We start from the raw sequence: 15,175 nt of genomic DNA, 5'->3' as shown, positions 1-15,175 counted from the left end.
GTCAGCTTAGTTGCCAGGTGTGCACCGGCTGGTTGGTGTGCATCTGCGCGCAGTAACGCCGCAGCATCTCGGTGAGCGCGTCGGGCGGGCTCATCCCCTGTGCCTGCAGCGCCCGGACCGTCGACACCTGCCAGGTGGCGCCGTTGCGCCCGGCGGCGACCCGGCCCTCGATGATGCCGAGGAAGCGGTCGGACACTTCGGCGGCCACCCCCCATTCGTCGAGGCCCCGACGGGCCATCGGCAGCAGTTCGCGCCGGGTCAGCTCCGCCACGCTCACCTCCCCCAGCTCGGGCCAGTACAGCCGGGCGTCGATGCCGTGGCGGGCGGCCGCCCGGAAGTTGGCGTGGGCGGCGGCGAAGCTCATCTGGGACCACAGCGGTCGCCGCTGGTGCGCCAGGCTGCGCAGCAGACCGTAGTAGAAGACCGCGTTGGCCAGCATGTCGGCGACCGTCGGACCGGACGGCAACACCCGGTTCTCCACGCGCAGGTGGGGCCGTCCGTCGACGACGTCGTAGACCGGCCGATTCCACCGGTAGACCGTCCCGTTGTGCAGGCGCAGCTCGGCGAGCTGTGGGGTGCGGCCCTGCGCCAGCTCGGCGGCCGGATCCTCGTCGGACACCTCCGGCAGCAGCGATGGGAAGTAGCGCACGTTCTCCTCGAACAGGTCGAAGATCGAGGTGATCCACCGCTCGCCGAACCATACTCGCGGCCGTACGCCCTGGTTCTTCAGTTCGTCGGGGCGGGTGTCGGTGGATTGGGCGAACAACTCGACCCGGGTCTCCGACCACAGCCGGTGGCCGAAGACGTACGGGGAGTTGGCGCCCAACGCCAATTGCGGGCCGGCCAGCACCTGCGCGGCGTTCCAGTGGTCGGCGAACTGCGCCGGCGACACCTGCAGGTGCAACTGCATGCTGGTGCACGCCGACTCCGGCGCGATCGTCGCCGCGTAGAGGCTCAGCGGTTCCGGCCCGTCGATCTCGATCGCGAGCTCCTCACCGCGTGCGGCGAAGATCGAGTCGTTGAGCGCCGCATACCTGGCCGAGTCGCTCATCCAGTCCTTGGCCAGGTGCTCGGGCATCAGCGTGGGCAAGATGCCGATCATCACGATGCGTGCACCGTCGGCGCGGGCCTTGGCCTCGGCGGCGTTGAGGCTCGAGCGCACCTCGGCTTCCCACTCCAGCCCCGACCGTCCGCAGAGCGGCCGCGGCGGGACGTTGAATTCGATGTTGTAGGCGCCCAGTTCGCGTTGATATGCCGGATCGTCGATGGTGGCGAGCACATCGGAGTTCGACATCGCCGGCCGGTAGTCACCGTCGATCAGGTTCCCCTCGATCTCCATGCCGGTCAGCGGCTGCGCGCAGTCGAAGTCGGACTGCGCCAGCATCGCCTCGAAGACGTCGAGGCACTGCTGGATCTTGCGCCGGTAGAGCTGACGTTGGGTGCGGCCGTAGCCGGTGCGGTTGACCTCGTCCCCCATACCCACGATGCAACCTGGCCTACGCGGGGGCCGCAACCTGGATGTGCGCCGAGTGGGAATCTGGCGACGCGACGCGCCACGAAGCTGTCGCTAGATTCCCACTCGGCAGCAGGAACGAGAAAAGCCCCGGGCGCACCCGGGGCTCTCCTCGTCGTAGACCTACCGGTAGTCGCTGTACCCGTAGTCGTCCAGCGGAACCGCGGCACCGGTGGCGGCGCCGAAGTCCGGGCTGTAGTACTGATCCTCGTAGGACGGGATCGTGTACGCGGCGGCCCGGGCCTCCTCGGTCGGCTGCACCGCGATGTTGCGGTAGCGGTTGATCCCGGTGCCGGCCGGGATCAGCTTGCCGATGATCACGTTCTCCTTCAGACCCTGCAGCTTGTCGCTGCGGCAGTTGATCGCCGCATCGGTCAGCACGCGGGTGGTCTCCTGGAACGACGCCGCCGAGAGCCACGAATCGGTGGCCAGCGACGCCTTGGTGATCCCCATCAGCACCGGACGCCCGGCCGCGGGCTCGCCGCCCTCGGCCACCACCCGACGGTTCTCGGTCTCGAACTCGGCGCGCTCGGTCAGCGAACCGGGCAGGAACTCCGTGGCGCCCGAGTCGATGATGGTCACCCGGCGCAGCATCTGCCGGACGATCACCTCGATGTGCTTGTCGTGGATCGACACACCCTGGGCCCGGTAGACCTGCTGGACCTCCTTGACGAGGTGGATCTGCACCTCGCGCGGGCCCTGCACGCGCAGCACCTCGTGCGGGTCGGCCGAGCCCTCCATGAGCTGCTGTCCGACCTCGACGTGGTCACCGTCGGCCAGCAACCGCTCGGAACCGTCTTCGTGCTTGAACACCCGCAGCCGCTGGCGCTTGGGCAACTTGTCGTAGACCACTTCCTCGCCACCGTCGTCCGGCACGATCGTGATCTTGTAGAACTTGTCGCCCTCCTCGAGTTGCACCCGTCCGGCGACGTCGGCGATCGGCGCCTTGCCGCGCGGGATCCGCGCCTCGAACAGCTCCTGCACCCGGGGCAGACCACCGGTGATGTCCTCACCGACGCCACCCTGGTGGAAGGTGCGCATGGTCAGCTGGGTACCGGGCTCACCGATGGACTGCGCCGCGACGATGCCGACGGCCTCGCCGATGTCGACCAGCTTGCCGGTCGCCATCGACCGGCCGTAGCAGGTCGCGCAGACGCCGGTTCCGGTGGCACAGGTCAGCACCGAACGCACCTTCACCTGCGAGATACCCGCACCCAGCAGTGCCTCGATCGACGGGTCGCCGAGGTCGTGGCCGCGCTCGATGACAACGTTGCCCTTCTCGTCGACGGCGTCGACCGCCAACGTGCGGGCGTACGCCGAGGTCTCGATGAACGGGTCGCGGATCAGCGAACCGTCGGCAGCCACCTCGGCCAGTTCCACCAGGATGCCGCGTTCGGTGCCGCAGTCGTGCTCGCGCACGATCACGTCCTGCGAGACGTCCACCAGACGACGGGTCAGGTAGCCCGAGTCGGCGGTACGCAACGCGGTGTCCGCCAAACCCTTTCGGGCGCCGTGGGTGTTGATGAAGTACTCCAGCACCGTCAGGCCCTCGCGGAAGCTGGACTTGATCGGCCGCGGGATGAACTCACCCTTGGGGTTGGTGACCAGACCCTTCATGCCGGCCAGCGTCCGGGTCTGGGTGAAGTTACCCGTCGCGCCGGAGTCGACGATGGTGATGATCGGGTTGTCGGCCGGGTAGTGGTCACGCAGCGCCTGACCCACCTCCTCGGTGGCTTCCTTCCAGATCTCCACCAGCGCCTCGTTGCGCTCGTCGTGGTTGAGAGCGCCACGCTGGAACTGCTTTTCGACCTTGTCGGCGCGCTCCTCGTAGGAGTCCAGGATCTCCTTCTTGCGCGGCGGCACCAGCACGTCGGCCATCGAGACCGTGACCCCCGAACGGGTGGCCCAGTAGAAGCCGGCGTCCTTGAGCTTGTCCACGGTCTGGGCGACCACGATCATCGGGTAGCGCTCGGCCAGGTCGTTGATGATGACGGCCTGAACCTTCTTGTGCATCTGCTTGTTCACGAACGGGTAGCCCACGGGCAGCAGCTCGTTGAACATCACCCGGCCCAGCGTGGTCTCGGTCATCCAGGCGTCACCGGGACGCCAGCCGTTCTCGCCGAACAGCTCGGTCTCCACCTCGGCCGGCGGCCGCAGCTGGTCCAGGCGCACCTTGATCTTGGCGCGCACCGAGAGTGCACCGCGGTCGACGGCCATGATCGCCTCGGCGGGCGAGGAGTAGACGCCGCTCTCCGGACGGTCCTTGGCTGCCGGGGTGTATTCGCCTGTGTCACCTTCGATCTCGGTGGTCAGGAAGTACAGTCCGGTCACCATGTCCAGTCGCGGCATGGCCAGCGGACGACCCGAAGCCGGCGACAGGATGTTGTTGGACGACAGCATCAGGATGCGGGCTTCGGCCTGCGCCTCGGCGCTCAACGGCAGGTGCACCGCCATCTGGTCACCGTCGAAGTCGGCGTTGAAGGCCTCACACACCAGCGGGTGCAGCTGAATGGCCTTGCCCTCCACCAGTTGCGGCTCGAAGGCCTGGATACCCAGGCGGTGCAGCGTGGGGGCACGGTTGAGCAGCACCGGGTGCTCGGCGATGACCTCTTCGAGGACGTCCCACACCTGGGGGCGCTGCCGCTCCACCATCCGCTTGGCGCTCTTGATGTTCTGCGCGTGGTTGAGGTCCACCAGCCGCTTCATCACGAACGGCTTGAACAGCTCGAGGGCCATCAGCTTGGGCAGACCGCACTGGTGCAGCTTGAGCTGCGGGCCGACCACGATGACCGAACGGCCCGAGTAGTCGACACGCTTGCCGAGCAGGTTCTGCCGGAACCGGCCCTGCTTGCCCTTGAGCAGATCCGACAGCGACTTCAGCGGGCGGTTGCCGGGCCCGGTGACGGGCCGGCCGCGACGGCCGTTGTCAAACAACGCGTCGACGGACTCCTGCAGCATCCGCTTCTCGTTGTTGACGATGATCTCGGGAGCGCCGAGGTCGATCAGCCGCTTCAACCGGTTGTTGCGGTTGATGACCCGGCGGTACAGGTCGTTGAGGTCGGACGTGGCGAACCGGCCACCGTCGAGCTGCACCATCGGGCGCAGCTCCGGCGGGATCACCGGCACCGCGTCGAGCACCATGCCCATCGGGGAGTTGCCCGACTGCTGGAAGGCGGCGACCACCTTGAGCCGCTTGAGGGCGCGAAGCTTCTTCTGCCCCTTGCCGTTCTTGATGGTGTCGCGCAGCGACTCGGCCTCGGCGTCGATGTCGAAGGTCTCGATGAGCTTCTGGATCGACTCGGCACCCATCGCACCGGTGAAGTACTCGCCGTAGCGGTCGACCAGCTCCCGGTAGACGGTCTCATCGACGATCAGCTGCTTGGGAGCCAGCTTGACGAAGGTGTCCCAGATGTTGTCGAGCCGGTCCAGCTCACGCTGGGCGCGGTCGCGCAGCTGACGCATCTCGCGCTCGCCGCCGTCGCGAACCTTGCGCCGCACATCGGCTTTCGCACCCTCGGCCTCCAGCTCGGCCAGGTCGGCCTCCAGCTTCTGGGCACGGGCCTCCAGGTCGGCGTCGCGCTGGTCCTCGACGGCCTTCTTCTCGACGACCATCTCGGCTTCCAGCGTGGACAGCTCGTTGTGACGCATCTCGGTGTCGACGCTGGTGATGACGTAGGCGGCGAAGTAGATGATCTTCTCGAGGTCCTTGGGCGCCAGGTCGAGCAGGTAGCCCAACCGGGATGGCACGCCCTTGAAGTACCAGATGTGAGTGACCGGCGCGGCCAGTTCGATGTGGCCCATCCGCTCACGGCGCACCTTGGCACGGGTCACCTCGACGCCACAGCGCTCACAGATGATGCCCTTGAAGCGCACGCGCTTGTATTTGCCGCAGTAGCACTCCCAGTCGCGAGTCGGTCCGAAGATCTTCTCGCAGAACAGGCCGTCCTTCTCGGGCTTGAGCGTGCGGTAGTTGATGGTCTCCGGCTTCTTGACCTCGCCGTAGGACCATTGCCGGATGTCCTCCGCGGTCGCCAAGCCGATGCGGAGCTCATCGAAGAAGTTGACGTCGAGCACGTAACTCCCTTTCCCCTTGCGGGTTTAGTGAAAACGGACAGATCTACGCAAGATCCTCGACGGACGCGGATTCGTTGCGGGACAGGTTGATTCCCAGGTTGGCGGCTGCCCGCTCCAGGTCCTCGTCCTCGCCTTCGCGCAGCTCGATCGCCGCGCCGTCCTTCGCAAGCACCTCGACGTTGAGGCACAGTGACTGCAGCTCTTTGAGCAGCACCTTGAAGGACTCCGGAATACCGGGTTCGGGGATGTTCTCGCCCTTGACGATCGCCTCGTAGACCTTGACGCGACCGACGGTGTCGTCGGACTTGATCGTCAACAGTTCCTGCAGCGTGTACGCCGCGCCGTAGGCCTGCATGGCCCAGCACTCCATCTCGCCGAAGCGCTGACCACCGAACTGCGCCTTACCGCCCAGCGGCTGCTGGGTGATCATCGAGTACGGACCGGTGGAGCGGGCGTGGATCTTGTCATCCACCAGGTGGTGCAGCTTCATGATGTACATGTAGCCGACGGTCACCGGGTACGGGAACGGCTCACCGGAGCGGCCGTCGAACAGCTTCGCCTTGCCGTCGCCGTTGACCATGATCTCGCCGTCGCGGTTGGCCAGCGTCGAGGAGAGCAGGCCCTGCAGCTCGTTCTCCTGGGCGCCGTCGAACACCGGGGTCGCGGTGCGGGTGTCCGGGTCGGCGGAGTACAGCTCCTCGGGGAGCTTCTCCGCCCAGTCGGGCACGCCGGCAGCAACATCGATGTTCCAGCCGGTCTTGGCGATCCAGCCCAGGTGGGTTTCCAGGATCTGACCGATGTTCATACGACGGGGCACACCGTGGGTGTTCAAGATGATGTCGACCGGGGTGCCGTCCGGCAGGAACGGCATGTCCTCAGCCGGCAGGATCTTGCCGATGACGCCCTTGTTGCCGTGGCGTCCGGCCAGCTTGTCACCGTCGGAGATCTTGCGCTTCTGCGCGACGTAGACGCGCACCAGCTCGTTGACCCCGGCGGGCAGCTCGTCGTCGTCCTCGCGGGAGAACACCCGGATGCCGATGACCTTGCCGGACTCGCCGTGCGGCACCTTCAGCGAGGTGTCGCGGACTTCGCGGGCCTTCTCACCGAAGATGGCACGCAGCAGCCGCTCCTCGGGGGTCAGCTCGGTCTCGCCCTTGGGAGTGACCTTGCCGACCAGGATGTCGCCGTCGCGGACCTCGGCGCCGATGCGGACGATGCCGCGCTCGTCGAGGTCTGCCAGCACCTCATCGGAGACGTTCGGGATGTCCCGGGTGATCTCCTCGGCGCCCAGCTTGGTGTCGCGGGCGTCGATCTCGTGCTCCTCGATGTGGATCGAGGTCAGCGTGTCCTCCTCGACCAGCCTGTTGGACAGGATGATCGCGTCCTCGTAGTTGTGGCCCTCCCACGGCATGATCGCCACGAGCAGGTTCTTGCCCAGGGCCATCTCGCCGTTGTCGGTGCAGGGGCCGTCCGCGACCACTTGGCCGGCCTCGACACGCTGACCGGCGTCGACGATCGGCCGCTGGTTGGCGCAGGTGCCGTGGTTGGACCGGTTGAACTTGCGCATCCGGTAGGTCGCCCGGGTGCCGTCGTCGGCCATCACCGTGATGTAGTCGGCGGAGACCTCCTCGATGACACCGGCCTTGTCGGCGACGATCACGTCACCGGCGTCGATCGCGGCCCGCAACTCCATGCCGGTGCCCACCAGCGGCGCCTCGCTGCGCACCAACGGCACCGCCTGGCGCTGCATGTTGGCACCCATCAGGGCACGGTTGGCGTCGTCGTGCTCGAGGAACGGGATCATGGCGGTGGCCACCGACACCATCTGGCGCGGCGAGACGTCCATGTAGTCGACCTCGGCCGACGACACGTACTCGACCTCGCCGCCCTTACGGCGGACCAGCACGCGCTCCTCGGTGAAGCGGCCGTCGTCCTCCAGCGGCGAGTTGGCCTGCGCCACGACGTGGCGGTCCTCCTCGTCGGCGGTCAGGTATTCGATGTCGTCGCTGACCACACCGTCGTTGACCTTGCGGTACGGCGTCTCGATGAAGCCGAACGGGTTGACCCGCGCGTACACCGACAGCGAACCGATCAGGCCGATGTTGGGGCCTTCCGGGGTCTCGATCGGGCACATCCGGCCGTAGTGGGACGGGTGCACGTCACGAACTTCCAGGCCGGCCCGCTCACGCGACAGACCGCCCGGCCCCAGCGCCGACAGCCGGCGCTTGTGGGTCAGCCCCGACAGCGGGTTGTTCTGGTCCATGAACTGCGAGAGCTGGCTGGTGCCGAAGAACTCCTTGATCGCGGCGACCACCGGGCGGATGTTGATCAGCGTCTGCGGCGTGATGGCCTCGACGTCCTGGGTGGTCATCCGCTCGCGGACCACGCGCTCCATGCGCGAGAGCCCGACCCGGATCTGGTTCTGGATCAGCTCGCCGACGGTGCGCAGCCGCCGGTTGCCGAAGTGGTCGATGTCGTCGACCTCGACGGGCACCTCGACGCCGCCGGGCACCGTCATGGTGCCGGACACCCCGTCCTGAGCGGCCTGGTGCAGCCGCACCAGGTACTCGATGGTGGCCACGATGTCCTCTTCGGTCAGCGTGGTCGGCGCCGCTCCGACGGCCGCCGGCGCGGCCGGCAGGCCCAGCTTCTTGTTGATCTTGTAGCGGCCCACCCGGGCCAGGTCGTAGCGCTTCTCCTTGAAGAACAGGTTCTCCAGCAGGGTCTGCGCGGACTCCTTGGTGGGGGGTTCGCCCGGACGCAGCTTGCGGTAGATGTCCAGCAGCGCCTCGTCGGTGTTGGCGGCGTTGTCCTTCTCCAGCGTCGACATCATGATCTCGGAGAAGCCGAACCGCTCCCGGATCGCCTCGCTGGTCCAGCCCAGCGCCTTGAGCAGCACGGTGACCGGCTGACGGCGCTTGCGGTCGATCCGGACGCCGACCAGGTCGCGCTTGTCGACGTCGAACTCCAGCCAGGCGCCGCGGCCCGGGATCACCTTGACCGAGTGCAGCGTCTTCTCGGTGGACTTGTCGATGTTGGCGTCGAAGTACACACCCGGGGAGCGCACCAGCTGGGAGACGACGACACGCTCGGTGCCGTTGATGATGAAGGTGCCCTTCTCGGTCATCATCGGGAAGTCGCCCATGAACACCGTCTGGCTCTTGATCTCACCGGTGTTGTTGTTGATGAACTCCGCGGTGACGAACAGCGGCGCCGCGTAGGTCATGTCCTTGTCGCGGCACTCCTCGACCGGGGCCTTGACGTCGTCGAACCGCGGGTCGGAGAACGACAGCGACATCGAGCCGGAGAAGTCCTCGATCGGGGAGAGCTCCTCGAGCACTTCCTCGAGGCCGCCCCTGGGCGCGGTGCCGGTCAGGTTCTCCATCTTCTCGCGCCACTCCGGCGCCCCGATCAGCCACTGGAACGAGTCGGTCTGCACGTCGAGCAGACCCGGAACCTCGAGCGGTTCGCGCAGCTTGGCGAAGGAGATCCGGTTGGGAGCTCCGGGCACGGAACTATTCGGAGAATTTTGGGTGGTAGTACCTGAGGCGTTCTTCTTGCTCTGGCGGGAGACTGCCAAGATGCATCCTTCCAGCACCTAATGCGGCCAGCGGGTCCCGGCTCTCACCAGACCCCGTTCGCTGCGAATATCAACCGTTGGGTCGGCTGGCGGACGCTCTGTCCGGTCTCACGCACAGCCAAACCATGAGGTCACGAGCCTTAAACGAGCCGACCGACGCGACTCAAGGCTGGTACTGCGGGTTCGGGTGCGGGTAAGGGTGGGCAGGAGGAAGCCAGCGCAACGTCCAACAATAGCGCAGGCTCACGCAATCCTCAACTGCCGCGTCCCGGGGCCCTATCGGTGCTGGCTGGCCTCCGCCGGAGCCTCCACACAAACGCTGGGAACAGATTGGACCGTTTACGTCCGTCCGTCAAGAGCTGACACGGTGCGGGCGGCGGCGAGGGCCGCAGCCCTACTGTGCCCGGATCGACGCGGTGGGGGCGTCGTCGTCGGCCGGGTAGTCGCGTACCGCGTACTTGTGGGTGCCGTCGAGGTCATCCCGGATGGCCGCCTGAGCGTTGGGAGGCAGGGTGTGCAGGATCTCGCGCACCCGGGCCTGCCGGCGGGCCACGGCCTGACGCTCGGGCATGCCGGGGCTGGCCACGATCTGCGGCGGCACCCCTTCCACGTCGTCGACACCGCCGTCGGCGTGCCCGGCGTCGATGGCGGCCTGCTCGGCGGCGGCGGTGGCCTGGTCCTTCTCCTCGGACATGCCGATCGGGCCGATCCGGCGACCGTTGAGGAACTGCTTGACGGCCGGCTCCTCGCTGGTCAGCAGCACCTCACGCGGCCCGAACATCACCAGCTTCTTGCGGTAGAGCATCCCGATGTTATCCGGCACGGTGCGCACCACGTTGATGTTGTGCGTGACGATCAGGATGGTGGCGTCGATCTGTGCGTTGATGTCGATGAGCAACTGGCTCAGATACGCGGTGCGGACCGGGTCCAGACCCGAGTCCGGCTCGTCGACCAGGATGATCTTGGGGTCGAGCACCAGCGCGCGGGCCAGACCGGCACGCTTGCGCATACCGCCGGAGATCTCACCGGGGAACTTGTAGCCGTCGTTGGGCATACCGACCAGGTCGAGCTTCTCCATGACGATGTCACGGATCTCGCTCTCGGATTTCTTGGTGTGCTCACGCAGCGGGAAGGCGGTGTTGTCGTAGATGTTCATCGACCCGAACAGCGCGCCGTCCTGGAACAGTACCCCGAACAGCGTGCGGATCTCGTAGAGCTCCTTGGCCGAACACTGCAGGATGTCGGTGCCGTCGATGACGATCGAACCGCGCTCCGGCCGCAGCAGGCCGATCAGCGACTTCAGGAACACCGACTTGCCGGTACCCGACGGGCCCAGCATGACGCTGACCTCTCCGGCGGGAATGGTCAGCGAGACGTCTTCCCAGATTCGTGCCGATCCGAAGGACTTCGTCAGATCCTGCACCTCGATGGCGACACCCATTGGTGGTCCTTCCGCAACGTCTGGTCATAGCCACGTCTCCTCTGTGGCTTGGGCCACTGTAGCGCACCGGTGCGGCCCGCAACGCCGGTCCGCCTCACTCCGCGGGTGTCCAATTACCGTGGAAACCCATCGGCACCCGCTGCGGCAAGTGCACGGTGGCCACCTGCTCACAGGTTGCAGCGTCCAGGATCAGGAGTTGGCCCTCGTCAGCGCCGCGATGGTGGCCCATCCCGATCAGGATGCCGTCGTCCTCGTCGCGACCGCCGGGGCGCGGCACGAACGACATCTCGCCGAGCACCAGCTGCGGGTCGAGCGGCGCGGTGATGCTCGAGCCGGTGGCGTAGTCCTGTTTGTACAGCGTGGTCGACATCTCCGACCGGCTGCCGCCGACGAACCCGCCGTCGATCCCGACGGTGTAGCCGAAGCGGTGTTTGGCGCCCAGCAGCGCCTCGTTGATCCGGGGGAACTCCTGCGGGCGGTCGTCGCGGGCCTCGGTGCTCACCGCACCGGTGTCCAGGTTGAGCGTCCACCGGTGCAGGACCGGCGGGGCGTCACCGGGCCCGCGCCGGTCGGCGTCGAAGACCTTCGCGTAACGCACCACGTCGAGCACCAGCAGTTCCTGGCCGGTCGGCGAGATCTCGGTGTAGGCGTTCAGCGGGTGGAAGACGTAGCACGGTTCGATGTCGAACCAGCGCACCGTCGGCTCGCCCTCGCGCCGCATCACCCCGATGCGCGCCGGGTAGCCGGGGTTCCAGGCGTAGGGCAGCCCGGCCGGGGGCCGGCTGTCGCGGTTGACCATCGCGGTGAGGGGACTCGGCATCCGGACCTTGCCCACCAGGCTGTTCAGCACCAAGCGGGCCGGCGCGCTGAGCCAGCGGGGCAGGTTCATCGGCAGCACCTGGATCGGGTCGAAGGTGACCGGCAGGTCGTAGACCACCACATACTTCTCGGTCAGCGAGAAGTCGTGCATCATCGGCGCACCGGTCACCTCGATGTCGACGGTGCGCCGCGCCCGCCCGGCGTTGTCGATCACCGAGTACTGGACGCGGTTGCCCCGGGCGAACGAGTACGACACGGCGTGCAGTTCGCCGGTGGCCGGATCGCGGTGCGGGTGCGCGGTGTAGCCGCCGGCCAGCGTGCCGTCGAAGTCGCAGGTGCCCACTGTGTCGAGGTCGTCGGTGAGTTCGTAGTTGGCGACGCCGCCTTCCACCAGCGCCAGGGTCTTGCCGGCATGGCCGAGCACGTTGGTGTTGGGCCCGACGGACTGCATCCCGGCCCGGACGTCGATCCGCGCCGGCAACGGTTCGCCCAGCGCTGCGCAGACCGCCGGGGTGCGTACCCAGCGGTTGCGGTACCAGTGGGCCCGGCCGCCGCCCAACGCCACGCCGTGCACCATCGGGTCGCCGGTGAACCAGTGGTAGGTCGCCGGATCGACGTCGGCGACGGGATTGGGCCCGTTGCGCAGATAGCGGCCGTCGAGGTAGTCGGGGATCTGCCCGGTGACCCGCAGGTCGGTCGTGGTCGTCTCGGTGTGCACCGGCGCCAGAAAGCCTTCCAGGTACGGGTTCGTCGACGGCACCGCCTCGCCGGTGGATTTGATGACCATGAAGACTCCTATAACATTGTTATTTCAGCGTTATAGGTACCGTACGCCAGCTGTGCGACGATGACAACCGTGACTTCGCAGCCCGATCACACCGTGCGCGACGACCTGCTGAACGCCGCGCTGGGACTGCTCGACGAGCATGGGCCCGACGCGCTGCAGACCCGCAAGATCGCGGCCGCGGCAGGCACGTCGACGATGGCGGTCTACACCCACTTCGGCGGTATGGCCCAACTGATCGCGGCGATCGCCGAGGAGGGGCTGCGCCGGTTCGACGCGGCGCTGAGCATCCCGGAGACCGACGATCCGGTGGCGGACCTGCTGGCCACCGGCGTCGCTTACCGGGACTTCGCGATCGGCCGGCCGCACCTGTACCGACTGATGTTCGGCAGCACCAGCGCACACGGCATCAACGCGCCGACGCAGAACATGCTCACGTTGGGCCTGGCCGAGATCGACGTGCGCTTCCCCAGCTTCGCCCACCTGGTGCGCGGCGTACACCGGTCGATGCAGGCCGGCCGGATCGCGGCGGGCTCGAACGACACGGACTCCGACGGCTCGGATGCTCAGGTGGTGGCGACCGCGGCGCAGTTCTGGACGGTGATGCACGGCTTCGTGATGTTGGAGCTGGCCGGGTTCTTCGGCGGGACGGGCGCGTCGGTGGCCGCGGCGGGACCGGTACTCAAACCCATGGCCACCGGCCTGCTGATCGCCCTCGGCGACACCCCCGAGCGGGTGGCGCAGTCACTGGCTGCGGTGACCGACCGGCCCTGAACAGCCGAAACCCCCGGACCTCGCGGGTTCCGGGGGTTTGGGCTGTAGTGCGAACTACTTGACGGTGACGGTGGCGCCGGCAGCCTCGAGCTTGGCCTTTGCCTCCTCGGCAGCCTCCTTGGCGACCTTCTCCAGCAGCGGCTTGGGAGCGCCGTCGACCAGGTCCTTGGCCTCCTTGAGACCCAGGCCGGAGACGACCTCGCGCACCACCTTGATGACGCCGATCTTCTTGTCGCCGGCCGACTCCAGGATGACGTCGAACTCCGACTGCTCCTCGGCGGCCTCGGCGGCAGCCGGGGCAGCGCCACCGGCAGCGGCGACGGCGACCGGAGCGGCAGCGGTGACCTCGAAGGTCTCCTCGAACTGCTTCACGAACTCCGACAGCTCCAGCAGGGTCATCTCTTTGAAGACGTCGAGCAGCTCTTCGGTGGACATTTTGGCCATGATTTCGGTCCTTTCTGATTCCGGTTAAGGAAGTCGGGGTTGGGGTTATGCCTGGTTATTCGGCAGCCTCGGCCGGAGCCTCGGCGGTGTCGGCCGGAGCCTCGGCGGTGTCGGCCGGAGCCTCGGCGGTGTCGGCGGGAGCCTCGGCGGGTTTCTTTTCCTGCAGCGCAGCGGCCAGGCGGGCCATCTGCGAGGCCGGAGCGGCGAACAGGCCGGCCGCCTTGGACAGGTTGCCCTTCATGGCACCCGCCAGCTTGGCCAGCAGCACCTCGCGCGACTCCAGATCGGCGATGCGCTCCACCTCGGCCACGGTCAGCGCGTGGCCGTCCATGTAGCCGCCCTTGATGACCAGCGCCTTGTGGTCCTTGGCGAACTTCTTGATGGCCTTGGCGGCGTCGACCGGCTCGCCCCGGACGAACGCGATCGCCGTGGGCCCGGCGAACAGCTCGTCGAGACCCTCGATCCCGGCCTCGGACGCGGCCCGCTTGACCAGCGTGTTCTTCGCCACCGTGTAGGTGGCCGAGCCGCCGAGTGAACGCCGCAGTTCCGCCAGGTTCGCAACGGTCAGACCGCGGTACTCGGTGATCACGGTGGCGGTCGAGTCGTTGAACTGCTCGACGATGTCCGCGACGGCGGCGGTCTTGTCAGCCCGCGCCATGCATACCTCCTCGGGGTCGCTGTGGGTGTCCGTGCGATCCGCCTCGGAGACAACGAACGCCCCGACGCAGGAAGCGGTCGGGGCGTCACAAGTACGTGCCGGCGGGGCCGGTGCCTCGTCCTCCTGCGTGGGCCGCCGGGATGTTCCCGGACCTTCAACCGATTGCTCGGTGACCGACGGTCTTCGGTGGATCGGCACACACCATAGCGCGACCGGTGGCGATCAGCCAAAACGGCCAACCGCCGGCTACGCGCTCGCGACGACCAACAGCACGAGCACTGCCCCCAGCAGCGCCACCCGCACCCAATGCAACCGGTCCCAGCGCGCCGCAAGCGGCCGGGGCACCTCGCCGGCGGCTATGCGGTTGTTGACCGGCACCAGCATCGTCACCGACAGCAGTGCGACGACCGTCATGAGGGCCGCCCCGGCCCCGATGAACCAGCGCTGCGGACCGGCACCGACGACGGCGGCCACCACCAGCAGCGCCAGTGAGCCCAGGTACCAGAACGGCATCACCCGCCCGAGCAACCGGGCTCCCTCGCTGCGGGCGAGCCGAAACGCCTCATCGGGCAGCCGCCCGACGATCGGGTTGAAGAACGCCGCCACCGCGAACTCCGAGCCCACCAGGGCACCGACTACCGCTATCGCCACTACTCCGAGCATCATCGCATCGACTATGGTGGGTACGCTGACAAAAAACAAGGTACTGACGAATTAGTCAGTATAGGAGACGCTGGTGGCGGTATCGAAGAAAGAAGTCGGCGAGTGCCCGATCGACGCCGCACTGTCGGTCGTCGACGGCCGCTGGAAGGGCACCATCCTGTGGCGGCTGGCCGACGGGCCGATGCGCACCGCCGAGTTGCGGCGCAGCATTCCGGGCATCACCGAGCGGATGCTCATCCGCCACCTGCACGAGCTGGTGGACGACGGCATCATTGACCGTCACGACGCCGGCACGGTGCCGCCGTGCGTGCACTATTCGATCTCCGACTACGGCGCGACGCTGGCACCGGTGCTGCAAGCGCTCTGCGACTGGGGGCGTACACATATCACCCGCGGATCTACCAGCTGATACTGCGATTCGTCGT

At 67.3% G+C, this 15,175-nt stretch carries 10 protein-coding genes; 2 read left to right on the top strand and 8 right to left on the bottom strand.

Features of this window, described 5'->3' with window-relative positions; all coding sequences use genetic code 11:
* Position 1: 1 nt before the first annotated feature.
* From BST10_RS06880 to BST10_RS06860, 5 genes are all read right to left on the bottom strand, one after another.
* The gene (locus tag BST10_RS06880; protein ID WP_083037204.1) at positions 2-1,477 is read right to left on the bottom strand and encodes a glutamate-cysteine ligase family protein; all 1,476 of its coding nucleotides are present in this window, start codon (positions 1,475-1,477) and stop codon (positions 2-4) included.
* Positions 1,478-1,636: 159 nt separating this feature from the next.
* On the bottom strand, positions 1,637-5,587 hold the full coding sequence (locus BST10_RS06875) for a DNA-directed RNA polymerase subunit beta' (protein WP_013827625.1): 3,951 nt from the start codon (positions 5,585-5,587) through the stop codon (positions 1,637-1,639).
* Positions 5,588-5,630: 43 nt separating this feature from the next.
* Positions 5,631-9,185, bottom strand: a complete 3,555-nt coding sequence (gene rpoB, locus BST10_RS06870; protein WP_041317049.1) for a DNA-directed RNA polymerase subunit beta — start codon at positions 9,183-9,185, stop codon at positions 5,631-5,633.
* Between the two features lie 376 nt (positions 9,186-9,561).
* On the bottom strand, positions 9,562-10,608 hold the full coding sequence (locus tag BST10_RS06865; RefSeq protein ID WP_083037203.1) for an ABC transporter ATP-binding protein: 1,047 nt from the start codon (positions 10,606-10,608) through the stop codon (positions 9,562-9,564).
* A gap of 94 nt (positions 10,609-10,702) precedes the next feature.
* A complete protein-coding gene (locus BST10_RS06860; RefSeq protein WP_083037202.1) occupies positions 10,703-12,214 on the bottom strand; it encodes a carotenoid oxygenase family protein in 1,512 nt (503 codons plus the stop codon).
* A gap of 69 nt (positions 12,215-12,283) precedes the next feature.
* Between BST10_RS06860 and BST10_RS06855 the strand changes: the two genes are divergently transcribed.
* Positions 12,284-12,985: a TetR/AcrR family transcriptional regulator gene (locus tag BST10_RS06855; RefSeq protein ID WP_013827621.1), complete on the top strand. Its 702-nt coding sequence runs from the start codon at positions 12,284-12,286 to the stop codon at positions 12,983-12,985.
* Positions 12,986-13,039: 54 nt separating this feature from the next.
* Here the strand turns inward: BST10_RS06855 and rplL are convergent, their stop codons facing one another.
* The 3 genes from rplL to BST10_RS06840 form a co-directional block, all read right to left on the bottom strand.
* On the bottom strand, positions 13,040-13,429 hold the full coding sequence (rplL, locus tag BST10_RS06850) for a 50S ribosomal protein L7/L12 (protein WP_083037201.1): 390 nt from the start codon (positions 13,427-13,429) through the stop codon (positions 13,040-13,042).
* Positions 13,430-13,484: 55 nt separating this feature from the next.
* Positions 13,485-14,087 carry a 50S ribosomal protein L10 gene (gene rplJ, locus BST10_RS06845; RefSeq protein ID WP_083037200.1) on the bottom strand — a complete coding sequence of 201 codons (603 nt, stop codon included), beginning with the start codon at positions 14,085-14,087 and terminating at the stop codon, positions 13,485-13,487.
* Positions 14,088-14,333: 246 nt separating this feature from the next.
* On the bottom strand, positions 14,334-14,753 hold the full coding sequence (locus BST10_RS06840; protein ID WP_041317042.1) for an anthrone oxygenase family protein: 420 nt from the start codon (positions 14,751-14,753) through the stop codon (positions 14,334-14,336).
* A 70-nt stretch (positions 14,754-14,823) separates the two neighbouring features.
* Between BST10_RS06840 and BST10_RS06835 the strand changes: the two genes are divergently transcribed.
* Positions 14,824-15,159, top strand: coding sequence for a winged helix-turn-helix transcriptional regulator (locus BST10_RS06835; protein WP_013827617.1), 336 nt, complete (start codon positions 14,824-14,826; stop codon positions 15,157-15,159).
* Positions 15,160-15,175 lie beyond the last annotated feature (16 nt).

It is taken from the genome of Mycolicibacter algericus DSM 45454 (genome assembly GCF_002086455.1).
Lineage (GTDB): Bacteria > Actinomycetota > Actinomycetes > Mycobacteriales > Mycobacteriaceae > Mycobacterium > Mycobacterium algericum.
This window is presented reverse-complemented; position numbering and strand designations above follow the sequence as displayed.

Excerpts from the sequence above, each read along its gene's own strand:
- rplL (WP_083037201.1), bottom strand. The coding sequence starts at position 13,429 with ATGGCCAAAATGTCCACCGAAGAGCTGCTCGACGTCTTCAAAGAGATG.
- BST10_RS06880 (WP_083037204.1), bottom strand. The coding sequence starts at position 1,477 with ATGGGGGACGAGGTCAACCGCACCGGCTACGGCCGCACCCAACGTCAG.
- BST10_RS06840 (WP_041317042.1), bottom strand. The coding sequence starts at position 14,753 with ATGATGCTCGGAGTAGTGGCGATAGCGGTAGTCGGTGCCCTGGTGGGC.
- BST10_RS06865 (WP_083037203.1), bottom strand. The coding sequence starts at position 10,608 with ATGGGTGTCGCCATCGAGGTGCAGGATCTGACGAAGTCCTTCGGATCG.
- BST10_RS06860 (WP_083037202.1), bottom strand. The coding sequence starts at position 12,214 with ATGGTCATCAAATCCACCGGCGAGGCGGTGCCGTCGACGAACCCGTAC.
- rplJ (WP_083037200.1), bottom strand. The coding sequence starts at position 14,087 with ATGGCGCGGGCTGACAAGACCGCCGCCGTCGCGGACATCGTCGAGCAG.